Origin of the sequence: Comamonas sp. 17RB (genome assembly GCF_030056555.1) — a bacterium.
Taxonomy (GTDB): Bacteria; Pseudomonadota; Gammaproteobacteria; order Burkholderiales; family Burkholderiaceae_C; genus Comamonas; species Comamonas terrigena.
In genome coordinates, this window is sequence record NZ_JASHHY010000013.1 from 67,952 (window position 1) to 81,717 (window position 13,766).

The following is a 13,766-nucleotide window of genomic DNA, read 5'->3' on the forward strand; positions in this document are numbered from 1 at the left end:
TGCATGGACCGCTATCTGCCTGGGGAAGGAAGTGTGCTGGCAGCGCTGGCGTTGTTGCCGCTGCTGGTGCTCGGGTGGTGGCTGTGGCGGCTGGCCCGGCAGCGGACGCAGCGGCACCGCCATGTGGACGCGGTGCTGCAGCGGCGCCAGCCGGTGGGGCCCACACCCCGCAGCCGCACAGCCTTGCGCCCGCGCCAGTGGCTGCAGCGCCAAAGCCAGCGCCTGCGGGCATGGCTGGCCTCGCCCGCCGGGCAGCAGGTGGTGGCGCAGGAAGACCGGACCTTGCTGGCGCAATGCGGCTTTGGCAACAGCCTGGGTGTGGTCTACCTGGTGCTGGCACGCCTGGCCCTGATGGCTTTTCTGCCCCTGCTGCTGGCCGTGTGGGCGCCGGCCTTCATGGCCCGGCTGTCCTGGCTGTACCTGTTTGCCGCGCTGGCCCTGGGCTATCTGCTGCCCAAGTGGGGGCTGCGCCGTTATGCCCAGCGGCGGCGGCGCAGCGTGGAGGCGGAGTTGCCGGTGCTGGTCGATCTGCTGTCCCTGCTGCAGGGCAGCGGACAGGGCATCGACCAGAGCCTGCAGTTGATTGCGCAGGATTTTGGCCAGGTGCTGCCGGTGCTGTCGCGTGAGCTGCAGCTGGCCAACCGGCTGTATGCCGGCGGGCGTTCCCGCGACCAGGCTTTTTCCCGACTGTCCGAGATGTTCCACAGCGACAGCCTGGCCGATCTGACGGCGTTGCTGGTGCAGATCGACCAGCACGGCGGGGCGGTGCAGGAACCCTTGCGCCAGTTCGGCCAGCGCCTGCGCGAGCAGCGGCGCATGCGCATGAAGGAGGCCATCGGCAAGGTCACGGTCAAGATGACGGCGGTGATGGTCCTGACCCTGTTGCCGGCGTTGATGGTGATCACCGCCGGCCCCGGCTTTCTGGCCGTGATGCGAACTTTGGGGAGTGTCAAATGAAGCAGCAAGGCAGTGCAGAGGGATGGGGGTGGCGCCGGTGCCTGCTGGCCGCCGCGCTGGCAGGCAGCCTGGGGCTGTACGGCTGCAGCACCCAGGTGCTGGGCAGCATGGCGGCCGCGGCCATGGCTTCGTCGCAGGCGGCGGACAGCCAGGCTCGGGCGGAGCAGCAGGCTGATGCCGAGCGCGCCGGTGACGCCACGCCGATGCTGGGGCAGGAGACGCAGGCCAGCTACCTGCAGGTGGTGGCGGAGCTGCAGCGCAAATCGCTGTGGTATGCCGCGCTGGCGCATCTGGACGCGCTGGAGCAGCGCTGGGGTGTTTCGGACACCAGCCGTTTGCTGCGTGCCGATGCGCTGCGCCAGACGGGCCAGTTCCAGGACAGTGAACGCCTGTACCGGGCCTTGCACAGCGGCAGCCAGGCCGCGCGTGCAGCGCATGGCCTGGGCCTGCTGGCCGCCGCGCAAGGGCAGTACCGGGAGGCCGTGGCGCAGCTGCAGGCGGCACGCCGGCTGTCGCCGACCGATGCCTTGCTGCTGAACGATCTGGGTTACGCCTTGCTGCACACGCCGCAGGCCCGCGACGCACGCCTTCCGCTGATGCAGGCGGTGCAGCTGCAGCCGGCACAGCGCCGCATCCTCAGCAATGTGGCCGTGTACCTGCTGCTGTTTGGCAAGGACCAGGAAGCGGCCCAGTGGATGCAGCAGCACCAGATGGGGGCCCCGCTGCGCCAGCAGGTGTTTCAGCAGGCCCAGCAGCTGGAAGTGCTGCAGCGCACGCCCGAACCGGCTTTGCCGCCGCCGCTTCCCGCGGCCGCATCCATCCCCGACACCACGGCTGTGGCACAGCAAGGAGCACCCTCATGATCTGCAAACCGATGTGGTGGACCCTGGTTCTGGTGGGGGTGGGCAGCGTGTCCGCGCAGACCCTGCCACTGGAGCCGCAAGCTGCGCATGCGGCTCCGGTGGCTGCGTGCGCGGCACCGCCCTGTCCGCGCCTGCCAGGGACCGCCTCTGCGGCCATGCCCGTGGGGCAGGCCACACGCGCCCTGTTGCAGCAGCAGGCCGCCACGGAGCCATCCCGTCCCCCGCAGCCCATGGCCGGCGTGGTGGCGCAGAAAGTCTACGCGCGCTATGTGGACAGCTTTGCCCACCCGATCCCTGAGCGCGCGGCATCGCCCATGGCGAAGAAATAGCGCACCGAAGGCCTCCGTGAACCTGTCCCTGCACCGTGCCCAGAAAGGCGCTGTGGCGCTGGTGGCGGCGCTGTGGATGGGCGTTGCGCTGTCGTGCCTGATGGCGCTCGATATCGGCAACCTGTTCTGGCAGCAGCGCGAGCTGCAGAAGATGGCCGATCTGGCGGCTGTGGCCGGTGCCGCGGATCCCGTGAACACCTGTGCGTCCCTGGCAGCGGCCAGCGCCGCCAGCAACGGACGGGCAGGGACCGACTCGCTGCAGGTGCAGCACGGTCACTGGCAGCCCAATGCATCCGGACAGCGCACCAGCTATTTCGTGGCCGGTGCTGCCACGGTGGTGAACGCCTGCCGGGTCACGGTGCAGCGCACGGTGCCGTATTTCTTTGTGTGGCCGGCGGCCGACGGCGGGCGCCGCAGCCTGCAGGCCACGGCCACCGCCGTCCAGCGGCCGCAGCTGGCCCGGCTGTCCGTGCGCTCCAAGCTGGCCGCCATCCAGAACAACAACGATGCGCTGTTGCTCAATGCGCTGGTGGGCGGTCTGCTGGGCGGCAAGGTGGATATCTCGGTGCTGGGCTGGAATGGCCTGCTGGGCACCCAGATCGACCTGCTGGCGTTTCTGGACACCCTGGCATTGAAGGTCGGCATCGATGCCGGGGACTACGACCGCTTGCTGAGCACCCAGATCAGCGTGAACAAGGTGCTGGAGGCCATGCTGGACGTGGTGCAGCGCGGCGCGACCACGGCGGATGCGAACGTACAGGCCCTGCAGAGTCTGGCGGGCGTGGCGGCCACCGTGCCGGGGGTGCGGCTGCAGCTGAACCAGTTGCTGAAGCTGCAAAGCGGGCTGACCGCCTCGGCGCTGTCGACCTCGCTGAATGTGCTGGAGCTGGCGCAGGCCGTGATCCAGGTGGGCAATGGCAACAATGCGGCGGCCGCGGCGGTGGACATCCCGCTGGGGATTGCGGATACGAGCCTGCGTCTGAAGGTGCTGCAACCCCCGCAGCTGACCGCGATCGGCGACCCCGCGCGGGCCAAGGCCGATCCCCTGGGGGCCGACCGGCTGTTCGTGCGCACGGCCCAGGTGCGGGCCCTGATCTCGGTGGACCTGCCCCTGGTGGGAGCCACCATCACAGCGCTGAATGCCTTGTTGAAGCTGATTTCGCCGGCCGTGGCCCTGGTCAATTTTCTGACCGGAGGCGGCAGCGGCTATGCCGATCTGGAGCTGCTGCCGGCCCCCAGCCGGGTGGATGTGCTCGTGGAGGCGGGCGGCGGTCAGGTCTATCTGACGGACTATGTCTGCACCCCGACCGGCAAGGCGCTGGTGCAGACGGTGCGCACCTCGGCCGCCGACATCCGGGTGGGGCGGCTGGGTCTGACGGCCAACGAGGCGGCACAAAAAGCCTTTGCCTCCAATGCCCCGGTGGTCATGCAGCCGCTGCCGGTGCTGGATATTGGCTGCTGGGGCTGCGACGGCGTGGGCAAGCGCACGGCGCAGTACTTTGGCGGCCTGGGCCTGAAGCTGGACACCCCGGTCGCCAGCAAACAAGTGGCGGGGTTTCAGCTGCTGCAACCCCCGCGCCTGGACCAGGCCGCGGTGTGGGGGGGCATCCAGACGGACAACGTGGTCCAGAGCCTGAACAACACCTTGGGCAGCCTGAGCGGGCTGACGACACTGCCCGCCGATCCGCGTGCCTCGCAGGCCGGCATCCAGGGCATTCTGAAGCTGGTGGACGACATCCTGGCGGGGTTGCTGTCCTTGGTCGGCAGCCTCATCGCAGGGGTGCTGGCGCCGGTGCTGGACCCGCTGGTCAACAGCTTGCTGCGCCTGCTGGGCATTGACCTGGCCCTCACCGAAGTGGGCGGTCAGCTCAACTGCGGCGGTGCGGCCGAGTTGGTCTATTGAGCACCGTCGCCACCTGCCAGGCTAGGGTGCGGATGCGACCAGGGCCAGCAACTGCTGCAGCGCGTGGTCGCGTGTCTGCTGGCGCACCGCGGCGCGGTCCCCGGCGAAGCGCAGGCAGGCCGTGTGCAGTTCGCCTTGCACAGACCAGCCAAACCACACCGTGCCCACCGGCTTGTCGGCGCTGCCGCCGTCCGGGCCGGCCACGCCGGTGACGGCCACGCTGGCCTGTACCGGTGCGTGCCGGGCAGCGCCGGCGGCCATGGCACGGGCCACCGGCTCGCTGACGGCACCGTGCTGTGCAATCAGGTCCGCAGGCACCCCCAGCAGCTCGGTCTTGGCGGCATTGGAGTAGGTGACAAAGCCCCGCTCCAGCCAGCGGCTGGAACCGGGCAGGTCGGTGCAGGCGGCGGCAATCAGGCCGCCGGTGCAGCTTTCCGCGGTGGCCATCATCCAGCCGCGTGCCACCAGGGCCTGGGCCAGGGCGGAGAGGGTGTCGTGCAAAGGGGCGGGCATGTCGGCTGTCTTTCGGACGGGGTCAGCGGCGCTCGCGCAAGCGCATGTCCTGCGGCCAGGAGATGCGGTGCTCGGTGCTGATCTGCTGAGTGGTTCCGGGCGGCAGGGTCAGTTCCCAGAGCACGCTGCCGGGCTGTCCGTTCCAGCGGGTGCTGGCCGGCTCCGGGCTGTAGCGCGATTCCACGCGGATGTCCTGCTGTTCTGCCACCGGGGCGGCATCCAGCAGCTGCAAGGTGACCGGCGTGCGGTGCAGGTTGCGTACCTCCCAGCGGCGGCTTTCCATCCGCTGCTGGCGGCTGCCGGTGAAGCCCGTGCTGCCCTGCGTCTGCTCGGTGGGCAGGGCGCGCAGCTGCACGCGTTCGTCTCGTCCAAAGCCCAGGCCGGTCTGGGCCACCTGGGCGGCATCCAGGCGGCTGGCGCCCACATAGGCGCCGTCGCGGTACAGGCGGATGGGGCCGCTGGGCCAGACGCCGGTTTCAGGCAGGGCAAAGCTGGCGATCAGGTAGGCATGTGCATCCAGCGCCGGCGTGCTGCGCACCAGCACCTGGGCGTCCAGTTGCTGCTCGCCCAAGGTCAGGCTCAGTTGCTCGCCGTTGGAGGGGACGTTGACGCGCTGCGGCAGCACGAACTGGGTGGCGTGGCTGCCTTCGAAGACGCTGGCGTCAAAACTGGCCGGTTCCGGCGCGGGCGCCAGACTGGCCATTTCTGCCGAGGGGGCCATGCGGGCCATGGGCGCGGCGACCGGAGCGGGCATGGGCGGGGCCGGCGGCGCAGGCTGGGCTTCGCTGATGCGCCAGGGGCGTGGCAGCGGACCGCTGGCAGCGGCATTGGGCTGCCCGGTGGACAGGGTCATCGGCACATCGCGCCAGTCCTCGCCGCTGTTCTGGCTGACCTGGGCGGTGCGCTCCAGCCGCACGCGCTGGCGTTCCACATCCAGGCTGGCGCGGTAGCCGGGTTGCCAGCCGGTGCCGCGCACCTGGTAACTCAGCTGCAGCGTTCCGCCCTGCGGGGCGGACAACGTGACCAGCACCGTGCTGGCCAGGCCCTGGGCGCCGCCGGTGCGTTGTGCATCGGCCTGCAGCGGCTTGAGCTGATCTTCCAGCGCCTGCTGCTCGCGTGCCAGCTGGTGCTGGCGCTGGGCCACGCTCTGGCCGGTGCGGCGCAGTGCATCGGCCGTGGCGGCAATTTGGGCGGTGCCTGTGGGCTGGGTATAGCGGTTCAGCCAGCCGCCCGCCTGCTCCAGCCCCTGGGCCTCGGCTTGCAGCGCGGCGATTTGGTCTTCCAGCGTACGGATGCGGGCCTGCTGCGGGTGGGCACAGCCGGGAATCAGCGCCCGCGGCTGCTGGCGCACCGACAGCTCGCCCACAGTCATGCCGGCGGGCGCGCTGACCTGCAGGGTCTGTGCATCCAGCCCGGCGGGCAGACAGGCCAGCACGGCCTGGCGCGCACCGGCAGGCACCTGCAGCGTGCGCTGCACGGTGGCGCTGCCGGGGTAGACCGTGACCTGTGTGATGCGGGAGTCCTGGGCCTGCACCGCAGTGGCCAGGGATGTCAGGCAGACAAACGAAAGTGCGGGCAGGGCAGGGTGCATGGGGGCTCCGTGGGTCAGCGGGTCAGGTGGCGCCAGACGGCCATGACCAGCAAGGTGCAGAAGGCGGCTACCAGGTCATCGAACATGATGCCCCAGCCCCCTTTCCAGCCAAAGCCCTTGAACAGCCGGTCGGCCCATTTCACGGGCTGGGGCTTGGCAGCATCAAAGAAGCGGAACAGGACAAAGGCCGCCAGCTGGCCCCAGAAGCCCATGGGCATGGTCAGCCACAGGATGATCCACATGGCCAGCACCTCGTCCCAGACGATGTGGCCGGGGTCGGCCACGCGCAGGTGGCGGGCGGTGACGGTGCAGGCCCACCAACCCACGAACAGCGAGGCCAGCAGCAGCCAGCCGATCTGTGCCGGCGTCAGCCACAGCTGCAGCACCAGAAACGACAGCCAGCCCCACAGCGTGCCCACGGTGCCGGGTGCGATGCGGCCCAGGCCGCTGCCAAAGCCCAGGGCAATCAGGTGGGCCGGGTGGGCCATCATGAAAGACACCGTCGGGCGCGGCGGCTTGGCCGGTGTGGCGGTGAAGGTGCGGGAGGTAGCGGAGCCCGCAGGCGTGTCGTGTTCGACGATGCGCTTGGGCTCGGCGTCGGAAATCGGTTGGTCCATGGCGGTGATTGTAGAAATGCCTGCGGTGCTGCCCGGCTAGGGAGGGCGCGGATCTTTCAGTCCGGCGCAGCGCAGCCGAGGGGGTCAGTCCGCGAAATGGTCGAACGAGGCAAAGTGCGCTGCCACCGGCTCGCCTGCAGCGTCCACCAGACGCAGGCCGGACGTGGCCTCGATGCGGCCGATGCGGGTGACCGGTGTGGCGCTGGCGGCACCGGCCTGCAGCACGGCGTCGCGGGCCTGCGGCGGGGCGGTGAAGCACAGCTCGTAATCGTCGCCACCGGCCAGGGTGCACTGGCGCAGATAGTCGCGGTCAAAAATGGCTTCGGAGCCCAGCATGTCGGCATAGGCGGCGATCAGCGGCGTCGTCAGGCTGGTGTCGATGCAGGCGCCGACGCCGCTGGCGTCCAGAATGTGCTGCAGATCGCCCAGCAGGCCGTCGCTCACATCCAGCGCGCTGGTGGCCACGCCGCGCAGCGCCTGGCCCAGGGCCACGCGGGGTGTGGGCGCTTCCAGCCGGGCGCGGGTGGTGGTCAGCAGGGCGGGGGGCAGCGGGTGGCGTCCCAGCAGCGCATCCAGCGCCAGACGGGCGTCGCCCAGATTGCCGCTGACCCAGATATCGTCGCCCGCGCGGGCGCCGCTGCGCAGCAGGGCCTGGCCGGCGGGCACTTCGCCCAAGACGGTGATGCAGATGTTCAGCGGCCCGGCCGTGGTGTCGCCACCGATCAGCTCGCAGTCGTGCTGGGCTGCCAGCGCGAACATGCCTTCGGAAAATGCGGCACACCAGGCTTCGTCGGCCAGGGGCAGCGACAGCGCCAGCGTGAAGGCCAGCGGTGTGGCGCCGCTGGCCGCCAGATCGCTCAGGTTGACGGCCAGGGACTTGTGGCCCAGCAGGTGCGGGTCCACGTCGGGAAAGAAGTGGCGCCCTTGCACCAGCATGTCGCAGGACACAGCCATCTGCATGCCGGGTCCGGGGGCCAGCAGCGCGCAGTCGTCCCCCACGCCCAGGGCAGCGCGGCGCACGGGGCGCTGGAAGAAGCGGCGGATCAGATCAAATTCACCCACGGTGTGCGGCCCTCGTCATCAAGGTTGCGATTGTCGCGCCTGTGCTGTCGCTTGTGTGGCATCGGGCGCCACAAAAACCAACGCCGCCTGCGCGTCTGGCGTACCGCTTTGCGCAGCCTTGGCCCGGGAGCAAAGGTAAGGACTGCTCACCGCGAAACTGCCCACTCCCTGATGAGGGAGCCCCGCAGTCCGCAGGCGACGCAGTAGGGTCATGCGGCACCGCGAAAGCGCAGCCCGGCCTGGCGCACCACTTCGGCCAGCAGCTGTTCGTCCTGCTGGCGCTCGCGCAGCCAGCGGGCGTCGTTGTGCTGGCGCTGCACCTCGCTGCGCAGCATCTGCAGCGCGGGCGCGGCGCCCAGGCGCTCGGCCTGCGGTGCGATCTGGTCCATGGTGCGCAGAATGTGCTCGGCCAGCGGCAGGTGGCTGCCGTCGGCGGGGTCCACATAGACGGCGTCCAGCCCGAAGCGGCAGGCCTGAAAGCGGTTGTAGGTGTAGACGAGGTAGTCGTCTTCCTGCGGCGTGAAGGGCTGGGTGTCGATGAACCAGGCCGCCAGTGCCTGCACATAGCCGGCCAGCGCGGCGGCGCGCTCGATGGTCAAGGGCGTGTCGAACACGCGGATTTCGATGGTGCCGAACTCGGGCTTGGGACGGATGTCCCAGTAGAAGTCCTTCATGCTCTTGACCACGCCGGTGGCGGTCATCTTGTCGAAATACTGCTCGAACTCCTTCCAGGTCAGCACGCAGGGCGCACGGCCCGACAGCGGAAAGGCAAAGACCGAGTTCAGCCGCGCCGAATCGAACGCCGTGTCCTGGGCCTGCACGAAGGGGCTGCTGGCCGACAGTGCAATGCAGTGCGGGATGTAGCGGCTCATGCGGTGCAGCATCAGCAGCGCCTCGTCCGGACCGGGGCAGCCGATGTGCACATGCTGGCCGAAGATGGTGAACTGCTTGGACAGGTAGCCATACAGGGCTGACAGCTCCTGAAAGCGCGGCTTGTCGTAGATGCGCTGCTGGTGCCAGAGCTGGAACGGGTGGGTGCCGCCGCCAATCACCGCGATGTTCAGCTTGTCGGCATTCCTGACCAGGGCATCGCGGATGGGCGTGAGCTGGTGCAGCACTTCGGCGGCGCTGTGGCAGATGTCGGTGGAGATCTCGATCATGCTGCTGGTCATCTCCGGCACCACCGAGCCGGGGAGAGGCGTTTTGTGCATCAGCCGGATCATGTCCTCGGCATAGGGCGCCAGGTCATAGTCGTGGGTGTTGACCAGTTGCAGCTCCAGCTCCACGCCCAGGGTCAGCGGGGCGGAGGTGTGAAAAGTCTCAAGCGGCATCGCGGTCTCCTGCAGCAGTGGGGGCCGGGGTGGGTTCAGGTGCGGCGGCGGGTGCCGGGGCAGGGGCATTGGGCGCCGCCACCTGGTTGCGCCGTGCGCCACGCCAGCCGGTGCCTTCGCCGGCGCGGTACAGCGCCATGGTGGCCAGCACGGCGCCGGCCAGCTCCATCAGCACGATGGCGGGCAGGGCAATGCTGGCAATCAGCTGCCCGGCTTCGGGGGCGGCCTGGGCGAACTGCGACGCCAGCAGCAGCGCCACGGCCGACATCGGCGCCATGGCGCAGGCCACCCACGCCGACTGGCGCCAGCTGCTGCCCGAGCCGATATTGCCGACCGCCACGCCCACCGACTTGGCCAGTAGGCGCACCACAATCAGTGCCAGGGTGGCCAGTCCCAGCGCCCAGCCACCGGAGGCACTGGTGGCGACGCTGGAGACCAGCACGAACATCAGCATGGTCAGCAGGCTGGAGGCCGTGCCCAGCTGGCGCGGCCAGGCCCAGGGGCGCGGGTGCATGTGCTTGAGCACCATGCCCGCCAGCAGCGCGGCCAGCGGGGCCGACCCACCCAGGTGGGCGGCCACGGCGCTGGCGGCGGCAATCAGCGCCAGGATGAGGATGGAGGTGTTTTCGCTGGCGGGGCTCATGAAGCGCAGCGCCAGGCGCATCAGCAGGGCCAGGAGCGCGGCCATCAGCACCGAGATGCCCAGCACCACCAGCACCGGCGAGATATCGTCCAGCAGCGAGGTGGTGGGGCGGGCAAAGATCTCCGCCTTGGCGCTGCCGATGGTCAGCGCATACAAGGTGGACAGCGTGGCCAGCACCATGGCGCGGTCGGTGACCGGGCCGCTGGCATGGGTGTCGTCGCTGACGCGGCGCAGCAGCACCGGCGACGAGGCCATGGCAATCATGGCCAGCGGGCTGGCGATGTAGGGTGGCAGGTCCAGCCAGCGCAGCGTGAAGAACACGGCGGCGTAGGTCAGTGCGGATTCGAGCACGCTTTGCACCAGTACCATGGGGTTGTGGCGGAACCAGCGCAACGCTATGCGCCCGCCGCATTCGAACAGCACCACGGCCACTCCCAGTTCCACCAGGAACAGCACTGGCCCGTGCAACGGCCATTCCGACCCTGAAAAACCCAGTAAGCCGGCGAGCGCGCCGACCATGGCATAGCCCACCACTTTGGGAATACCGGTCTGGCGCTGGCACAGCGAACCGACCACGGCGGCCACGGCCAGCAGCACGGCCCAGTGCACGGCAGGAAGGCCGGCCGAGGGGCGCAGCCATTGGGACCAAAAGCTCAACATGTCAGGCATGGCATGTCCTTTCAGCAGCGTGCCGGCGCAGTGGCCCGCACGGGTGGAGGCGCGACCGCGGCCGTTGTGGCCGGGGCGCCTGGCATCACGCAGCAGCGTGCCCTGGGTGGCTGGGGTTCAACGTGTGCCGGATGGCAGGAAGAAGCTCAGCGGGCGGACGCGTAGCCGGTGGCGAATGCCGGCGTAGATGCGCGAACGCTCCACGCCGCTGACGTTGTGCGCACGCAAGGCGGTGCGGAACGCCAGAAGAAAACTGACCAGCACATTCAGTGCGCCGTTGAAAGGCAACATGGCCACGGCCCACCAGAAGGCAGACAGGTGCAGGACCTGTAGGCCCAGCGTAGCACTGGCGACACCGATCTGACCAGAGGACAGTGTCACATGACGTACTTCCAGTCCCAGTCCGAAAAAGCCCGCAATGGCCGGGGTCAGCCCCAACATGAAGCCCAGGGCGATATTGGAGGTGAAGCCCGAGATGTTCTGGCGCAGAAAGCCGGACCAGCGTAGGGCCCGCTTTTCGCCCAACAGCCGGGTGATACGGGGGTTGTAGCGGATGGCGGAATCCATGCGCCGCAGCACAAACCAGTTCTCCACCCAGCCACCCAGGATGCTGCTGGCATACAGCAGCACGCCGGTGAAGGCGGCAAACAGCAGCGACGGGCCCAGCAGGCTCAGCGAATCCAGGGTCTGCACCGCATGGATGGGGTCCAGCGGCGGGGAGCCCCACAGGCGTGCCACCAGCAGCGACAGGCCCAGCGCGGCAGGGAACACCACCAGCACATTGCCCAGGATGGCCGCCACCTGCGAACGGGTGAGGTTGGCCACTTCGTCGACGAATTCCTCGACGGCATTGCCGCGTTCCAGATCCTTGAGCTTGGCGGCGATGGCCGGCGCCGTCATCGCCGGCTGCTTGGTGGCCACGGTGAAGTGCAGCAGCTGGATCAGCACAAAGCTGATGGCGTAGTTGATGCCGGCCAGAAACCCGCCCCAGAAGGCCGACAGCGCCAGGACATGCAAAGCCAGCTTGAGCAGGGTGGTGAAGGACATCACCAGGCCACCACCGGCGGCGCGGCGCACCATGTCCAGGTATTCGCGCGGGGTGCGGGTGATGTAGTGCTCGCCGGTTTCGGCGCTGCGCTCGGTGATCTTGGCGGCCAGCAGCGAGGAATTGGCGTCGTACAGCGCACGCAGGCTGCGGCGGTCGCGGCCCACGCTGACAAAGCCGGCCAGCAGGCGGGCCGCATCCAGTTCGGGGCGCGTGGACAGCAGGCAGTCCAGCAGCTGGCGCACGCGCACGATGCGGGTGCGCAACTGGCGCAGGCGGAACACCAGACCGACCGAGATGCCTTCGGCTGCAAAATGCGTATACACCGTGCCGACCGCCGCGCGGCAGGCATCCAGCCGCTCGCGCAGGCGGGCCTCGGCCTGCTCCAGCCGGTCGGTGGTGCGCAGGCCATGGAGCACTTCCACGCGCAGGCTTTCCACATCGTGGATCAGCGCGTGGAAAGGCTTTTCATCGCGGATTTCCTCGCTCATGCGCAGGCGCAGCTCGGGGGCAAAGCCGGTCGACAGGATCTGACCCGCGCAGTAGGTGATGGCGCCCAGCAGCGCGTGCTGCCAGAAGCTGGCGCCCGGGCTGCCCGCGGGGCTGAGGGCCAGGGCCAGGCGTTGCAGCAGAGGTTCGTCCAGCGCCTGGAGCCAGCGCACATCGAATTCTTCGTTCAGCGCGATGGAAAAGAGTTCGGAGGCGTCGATCGTCTCGGGCGTGCTGGGCAGCAGCTTGTAGCGCAGGCGTTCCGTCAGCTCGCTGAAGAAGGCGGTGCGGGGGGCAAAACCAAAATCGGCCAGCAAGGTGGTGATGTCCACCTGGTCGATGAACTGCAGCCACCACAGTTGCAGGCGTGCGGCGGCATCGGGGTCGGCGTCCAGGGCATCTAGAAACAGGCACACGCGCTCCACCGCGCCGTCGGTGGACGGATGGGCGGCGCGCACCCATTCGATCAGGTGAATCAGCCAGAGGTGGCGCTGGGCCAGTTCGGCATGGGGGTTGAGCTCCGCCAGCAGGCGGGGCAGGTCATAGGCATTTCGCTTCATGCGTCCTTCAGTGGAGGATGCGGGTGGCCGGCATGGCGGCAGGCATGCCGTCATCCGGATCTTCGACATCAAGCACAAACAGGGGGATGGGCGTGTGGAACACCTCTGCGTCTTCGGCGACGCACAGATAGCTGCCGTGCATGGTACCGGTGGACGTGGTCAGCTCGCAGCCGCTGGTGTAGCGGTGGGCCTCGCCGGGCTGCAGCAGGGGCTGGCGCCCGACCACCCCCAGGCCGCGTACCAGTTGTTCGCGGCCGTGGGCGTCATGGATATGCCATTCTCGGGCCACCAGCTGGGCAGCCACCGTGCCGGTGTTGGTGATGGTGATGGTGTAGGCAAAGCGAAACATTCCCTCCTGCGGCGCGGACTGCGCGGGCAGGTACTGGGTTTCGACTTCCACCTGAAACTCGTAGGTCGGCATGGTGCAATGGTAACTGCGACAATTCAAAGCCATGAGCCCCACCTACCGCATTGCCCCTTCCATCCTGTCTGCCGACTTTTCCCGCCTGGGCGAAGAAGTGCGCAACGTCATTGCTGCCGGCGCTGACTGGATCCACTTCGATGTGATGGACAACCATTACGTGCCCAACCTGACATTTGGCCCCATGATCTGTCAGGCTTTGAAGCCCCATGCCGTGACCCCCACCGGCCAGCCCGTGCCCATCGACGTGCACCTGATGGTGCAGCCCGTGGACGATCTGGCCACGGCCTTTGCCAAGGCGGGCGCGGACTACATCAGCTTCCACCCCGATGCCTCGGGCCATGTGCACCGCAGCATCCAGAACATCAAGGGCCATGGCTGCAAGGCTGGCCTGGTGTTCAACCCCGCCACGTCGCTGGACGTGCTGGACTGGGTGATCGAGGACATCGACCTGATCCTACTGATGAGCGTGAACCCCGGTTTCGGCGGTCAAAGCTTCATTGACAGCACGCTGCGCAAGGTGGAAGCCGCACGCAAGCGTATTGAAGCCTCCGGCAAGGACATCCGCCTGGAAGTGGATGGCGGCATCAAGGAAGCCAACATACGCGCCGTGGCCGATGCGGGTGCCGACACCTTTGTGGCCGGCAGCGCCATCTTCGGCAAGCCCGACTACCGGGCCGTGATCGACACCATGCGCGCCAACCTGGCGGCCTGATGCGGCGCATGCCGGCTTCTGCGCTGGCGGGCGTTTCCTGTGGGGACGGTCGGCGTTT

Annotated in this window: 13 protein-coding genes; 5 read left to right on the top strand and 8 right to left on the bottom strand. The window is 68.5% G+C overall.

The window, feature by feature from the left end:
- Positions 1 to 3: 3 nt before the first annotated feature.
- Genes QM470_RS20445 through QM470_RS20460 form a run of 4 tightly spaced genes read left to right on the top strand, consistent with a single transcriptional unit; the run spans position 4 to position 4,052 of the window.
- A complete protein-coding gene (locus tag QM470_RS20445) occupies positions 4 to 957 on the top strand; it encodes a type II secretion system F family protein (RefSeq protein ID WP_283340546.1) in 954 nt (317 codons plus the stop codon).
- Positions 954 to 1,820 carry a tetratricopeptide repeat protein gene (locus QM470_RS20450; RefSeq protein ID WP_283340547.1) on the top strand — a complete coding sequence of 289 codons (867 nt, stop codon included), beginning with the start codon at positions 954 to 956 and terminating at the stop codon, positions 1,818 to 1,820. Before QM470_RS20445 ends, QM470_RS20450 begins: the two co-directional genes overlap by 4 nt.
- Complete coding sequence (locus tag QM470_RS20455; RefSeq protein ID WP_283340548.1) at positions 1,817 to 2,149, top strand: DUF3613 domain-containing protein; 333 nt, start codon at positions 1,817 to 1,819, stop codon at positions 2,147 to 2,149. Before QM470_RS20450 ends, QM470_RS20455 begins: the two co-directional genes overlap by 4 nt.
- A 16-nt stretch (positions 2,150 to 2,165) precedes the next feature.
- Complete coding sequence (locus QM470_RS20460; RefSeq protein ID WP_283340549.1) at positions 2,166 to 4,052, top strand: TadG family pilus assembly protein; 1,887 nt, start codon at positions 2,166 to 2,168, stop codon at positions 4,050 to 4,052.
- Positions 4,053 to 4,073: 21 nt separating this feature from the next.
- On the opposite strand, the gene QM470_RS20465 is transcribed toward QM470_RS20460, so the two are convergent.
- The 8 genes from QM470_RS20465 to apaG form a co-directional block, all read right to left on the bottom strand.
- Positions 4,074 to 4,565 carry a CinA family protein gene (locus tag QM470_RS20465; RefSeq protein ID WP_272972219.1) on the bottom strand — a complete coding sequence of 164 codons (492 nt, stop codon included), beginning with the start codon at positions 4,563 to 4,565 and terminating at the stop codon, positions 4,074 to 4,076.
- Positions 4,566 to 4,587: 22 nt separating this feature from the next.
- Positions 4,588 to 6,156, bottom strand: coding sequence for a DUF4139 domain-containing protein (locus QM470_RS20470; protein ID WP_283340550.1), 1,569 nt, complete (start codon positions 6,154 to 6,156; stop codon positions 4,588 to 4,590).
- A gap of 14 nt (positions 6,157 to 6,170) precedes the next feature.
- Positions 6,171 to 6,647: a phosphatidylglycerophosphatase A family protein gene (locus QM470_RS20475; RefSeq protein WP_280011480.1), complete on the bottom strand. Its 477-nt coding sequence runs from the start codon at positions 6,645 to 6,647 to the stop codon at positions 6,171 to 6,173.
- Between the two features lie 210 nt (positions 6,648 to 6,857).
- Complete coding sequence (thiL, locus tag QM470_RS20480; protein ID WP_283340551.1) at positions 6,858 to 7,835, bottom strand: thiamine-phosphate kinase; 978 nt, start codon at positions 7,833 to 7,835, stop codon at positions 6,858 to 6,860.
- A 209-nt stretch (positions 7,836 to 8,044) separates the two neighbouring features.
- On the bottom strand, positions 8,045 to 9,166 hold the full coding sequence (locus QM470_RS20485; RefSeq protein ID WP_066541402.1) for a YbdK family carboxylate-amine ligase: 1,122 nt from the start codon (positions 9,164 to 9,166) through the stop codon (positions 8,045 to 8,047).
- Complete coding sequence (locus QM470_RS20490; protein ID WP_283340552.1) at positions 9,156 to 10,478, bottom strand: cation:proton antiporter; 1,323 nt, start codon at positions 10,476 to 10,478, stop codon at positions 9,156 to 9,158. The genes QM470_RS20485 and QM470_RS20490 overlap by 11 nt, the downstream gene beginning before the upstream one ends.
- A 117-nt stretch (positions 10,479 to 10,595) precedes the next feature.
- On the bottom strand, positions 10,596 to 12,572 hold the full coding sequence (gene tlpB, locus QM470_RS20495; protein ID WP_283340553.1) for a transporter-like protein TlpB: 1,977 nt from the start codon (positions 12,570 to 12,572) through the stop codon (positions 10,596 to 10,598).
- Positions 12,573 to 12,579: 7 nt separating this feature from the next.
- A complete protein-coding gene (gene apaG / locus QM470_RS20500; RefSeq protein WP_066541395.1) occupies positions 12,580 to 12,993 on the bottom strand; it encodes a Co2+/Mg2+ efflux facilitator ApaG/CorD in 414 nt (137 codons plus the stop codon).
- A gap of 31 nt (positions 12,994 to 13,024) precedes the next feature.
- On the opposite strand from apaG, the gene rpe reads away from it, so the two are divergent.
- Positions 13,025 to 13,708: a ribulose-phosphate 3-epimerase gene (gene rpe / locus QM470_RS20505; RefSeq protein ID WP_283340554.1), complete on the top strand. Its 684-nt coding sequence runs from the start codon at positions 13,025 to 13,027 to the stop codon at positions 13,706 to 13,708.
- Positions 13,709 to 13,766 lie beyond the last annotated feature (58 nt).

Excerpts from the sequence above, each read along its gene's own strand:
- QM470_RS20445 (WP_283340546.1), top strand. The coding sequence starts at position 4 with ATGGACCGCTATCTGCCTGGGGAAGGAAGTGTGCTGGCAGCGCTGGCG.
- QM470_RS20450 (WP_283340547.1), top strand. The coding sequence starts at position 954 with ATGAAGCAGCAAGGCAGTGCAGAGGGATGGGGGTGGCGCCGGTGCCTG.
- QM470_RS20455 (WP_283340548.1), top strand. The coding sequence starts at position 1,817 with ATGATCTGCAAACCGATGTGGTGGACCCTGGTTCTGGTGGGGGTGGGC.
- QM470_RS20465 (WP_272972219.1), bottom strand. The coding sequence starts at position 4,565 with ATGCCCGCCCCTTTGCACGACACCCTCTCCGCCCTGGCCCAGGCCCTG.
- QM470_RS20470 (WP_283340550.1), bottom strand. The coding sequence starts at position 6,156 with ATGCACCCTGCCCTGCCCGCACTTTCGTTTGTCTGCCTGACATCCCTG.
- QM470_RS20475 (WP_280011480.1), bottom strand. The coding sequence starts at position 6,647 with ATGATGGCCCACCCGGCCCACCTGATTGCCCTGGGCTTTGGCAGCGGC.
- QM470_RS20485 (WP_066541402.1), bottom strand. The coding sequence starts at position 9,166 with ATGCCGCTTGAGACTTTTCACACCTCCGCCCCGCTGACCCTGGGCGTG.
- QM470_RS20490 (WP_283340552.1), bottom strand. The coding sequence starts at position 10,478 with ATGCCTGACATGTTGAGCTTTTGGTCCCAATGGCTGCGCCCCTCGGCC.
- tlpB (WP_283340553.1), bottom strand. The coding sequence starts at position 12,572 with ATGAAGCGAAATGCCTATGACCTGCCCCGCCTGCTGGCGGAGCTCAAC.
- apaG (WP_066541395.1), bottom strand. The coding sequence starts at position 12,993 with ATGCCGACCTACGAGTTTCAGGTGGAAGTCGAAACCCAGTACCTGCCC.
- rpe (WP_283340554.1), top strand. The coding sequence starts at position 13,025 with ATGAGCCCCACCTACCGCATTGCCCCTTCCATCCTGTCTGCCGACTTT.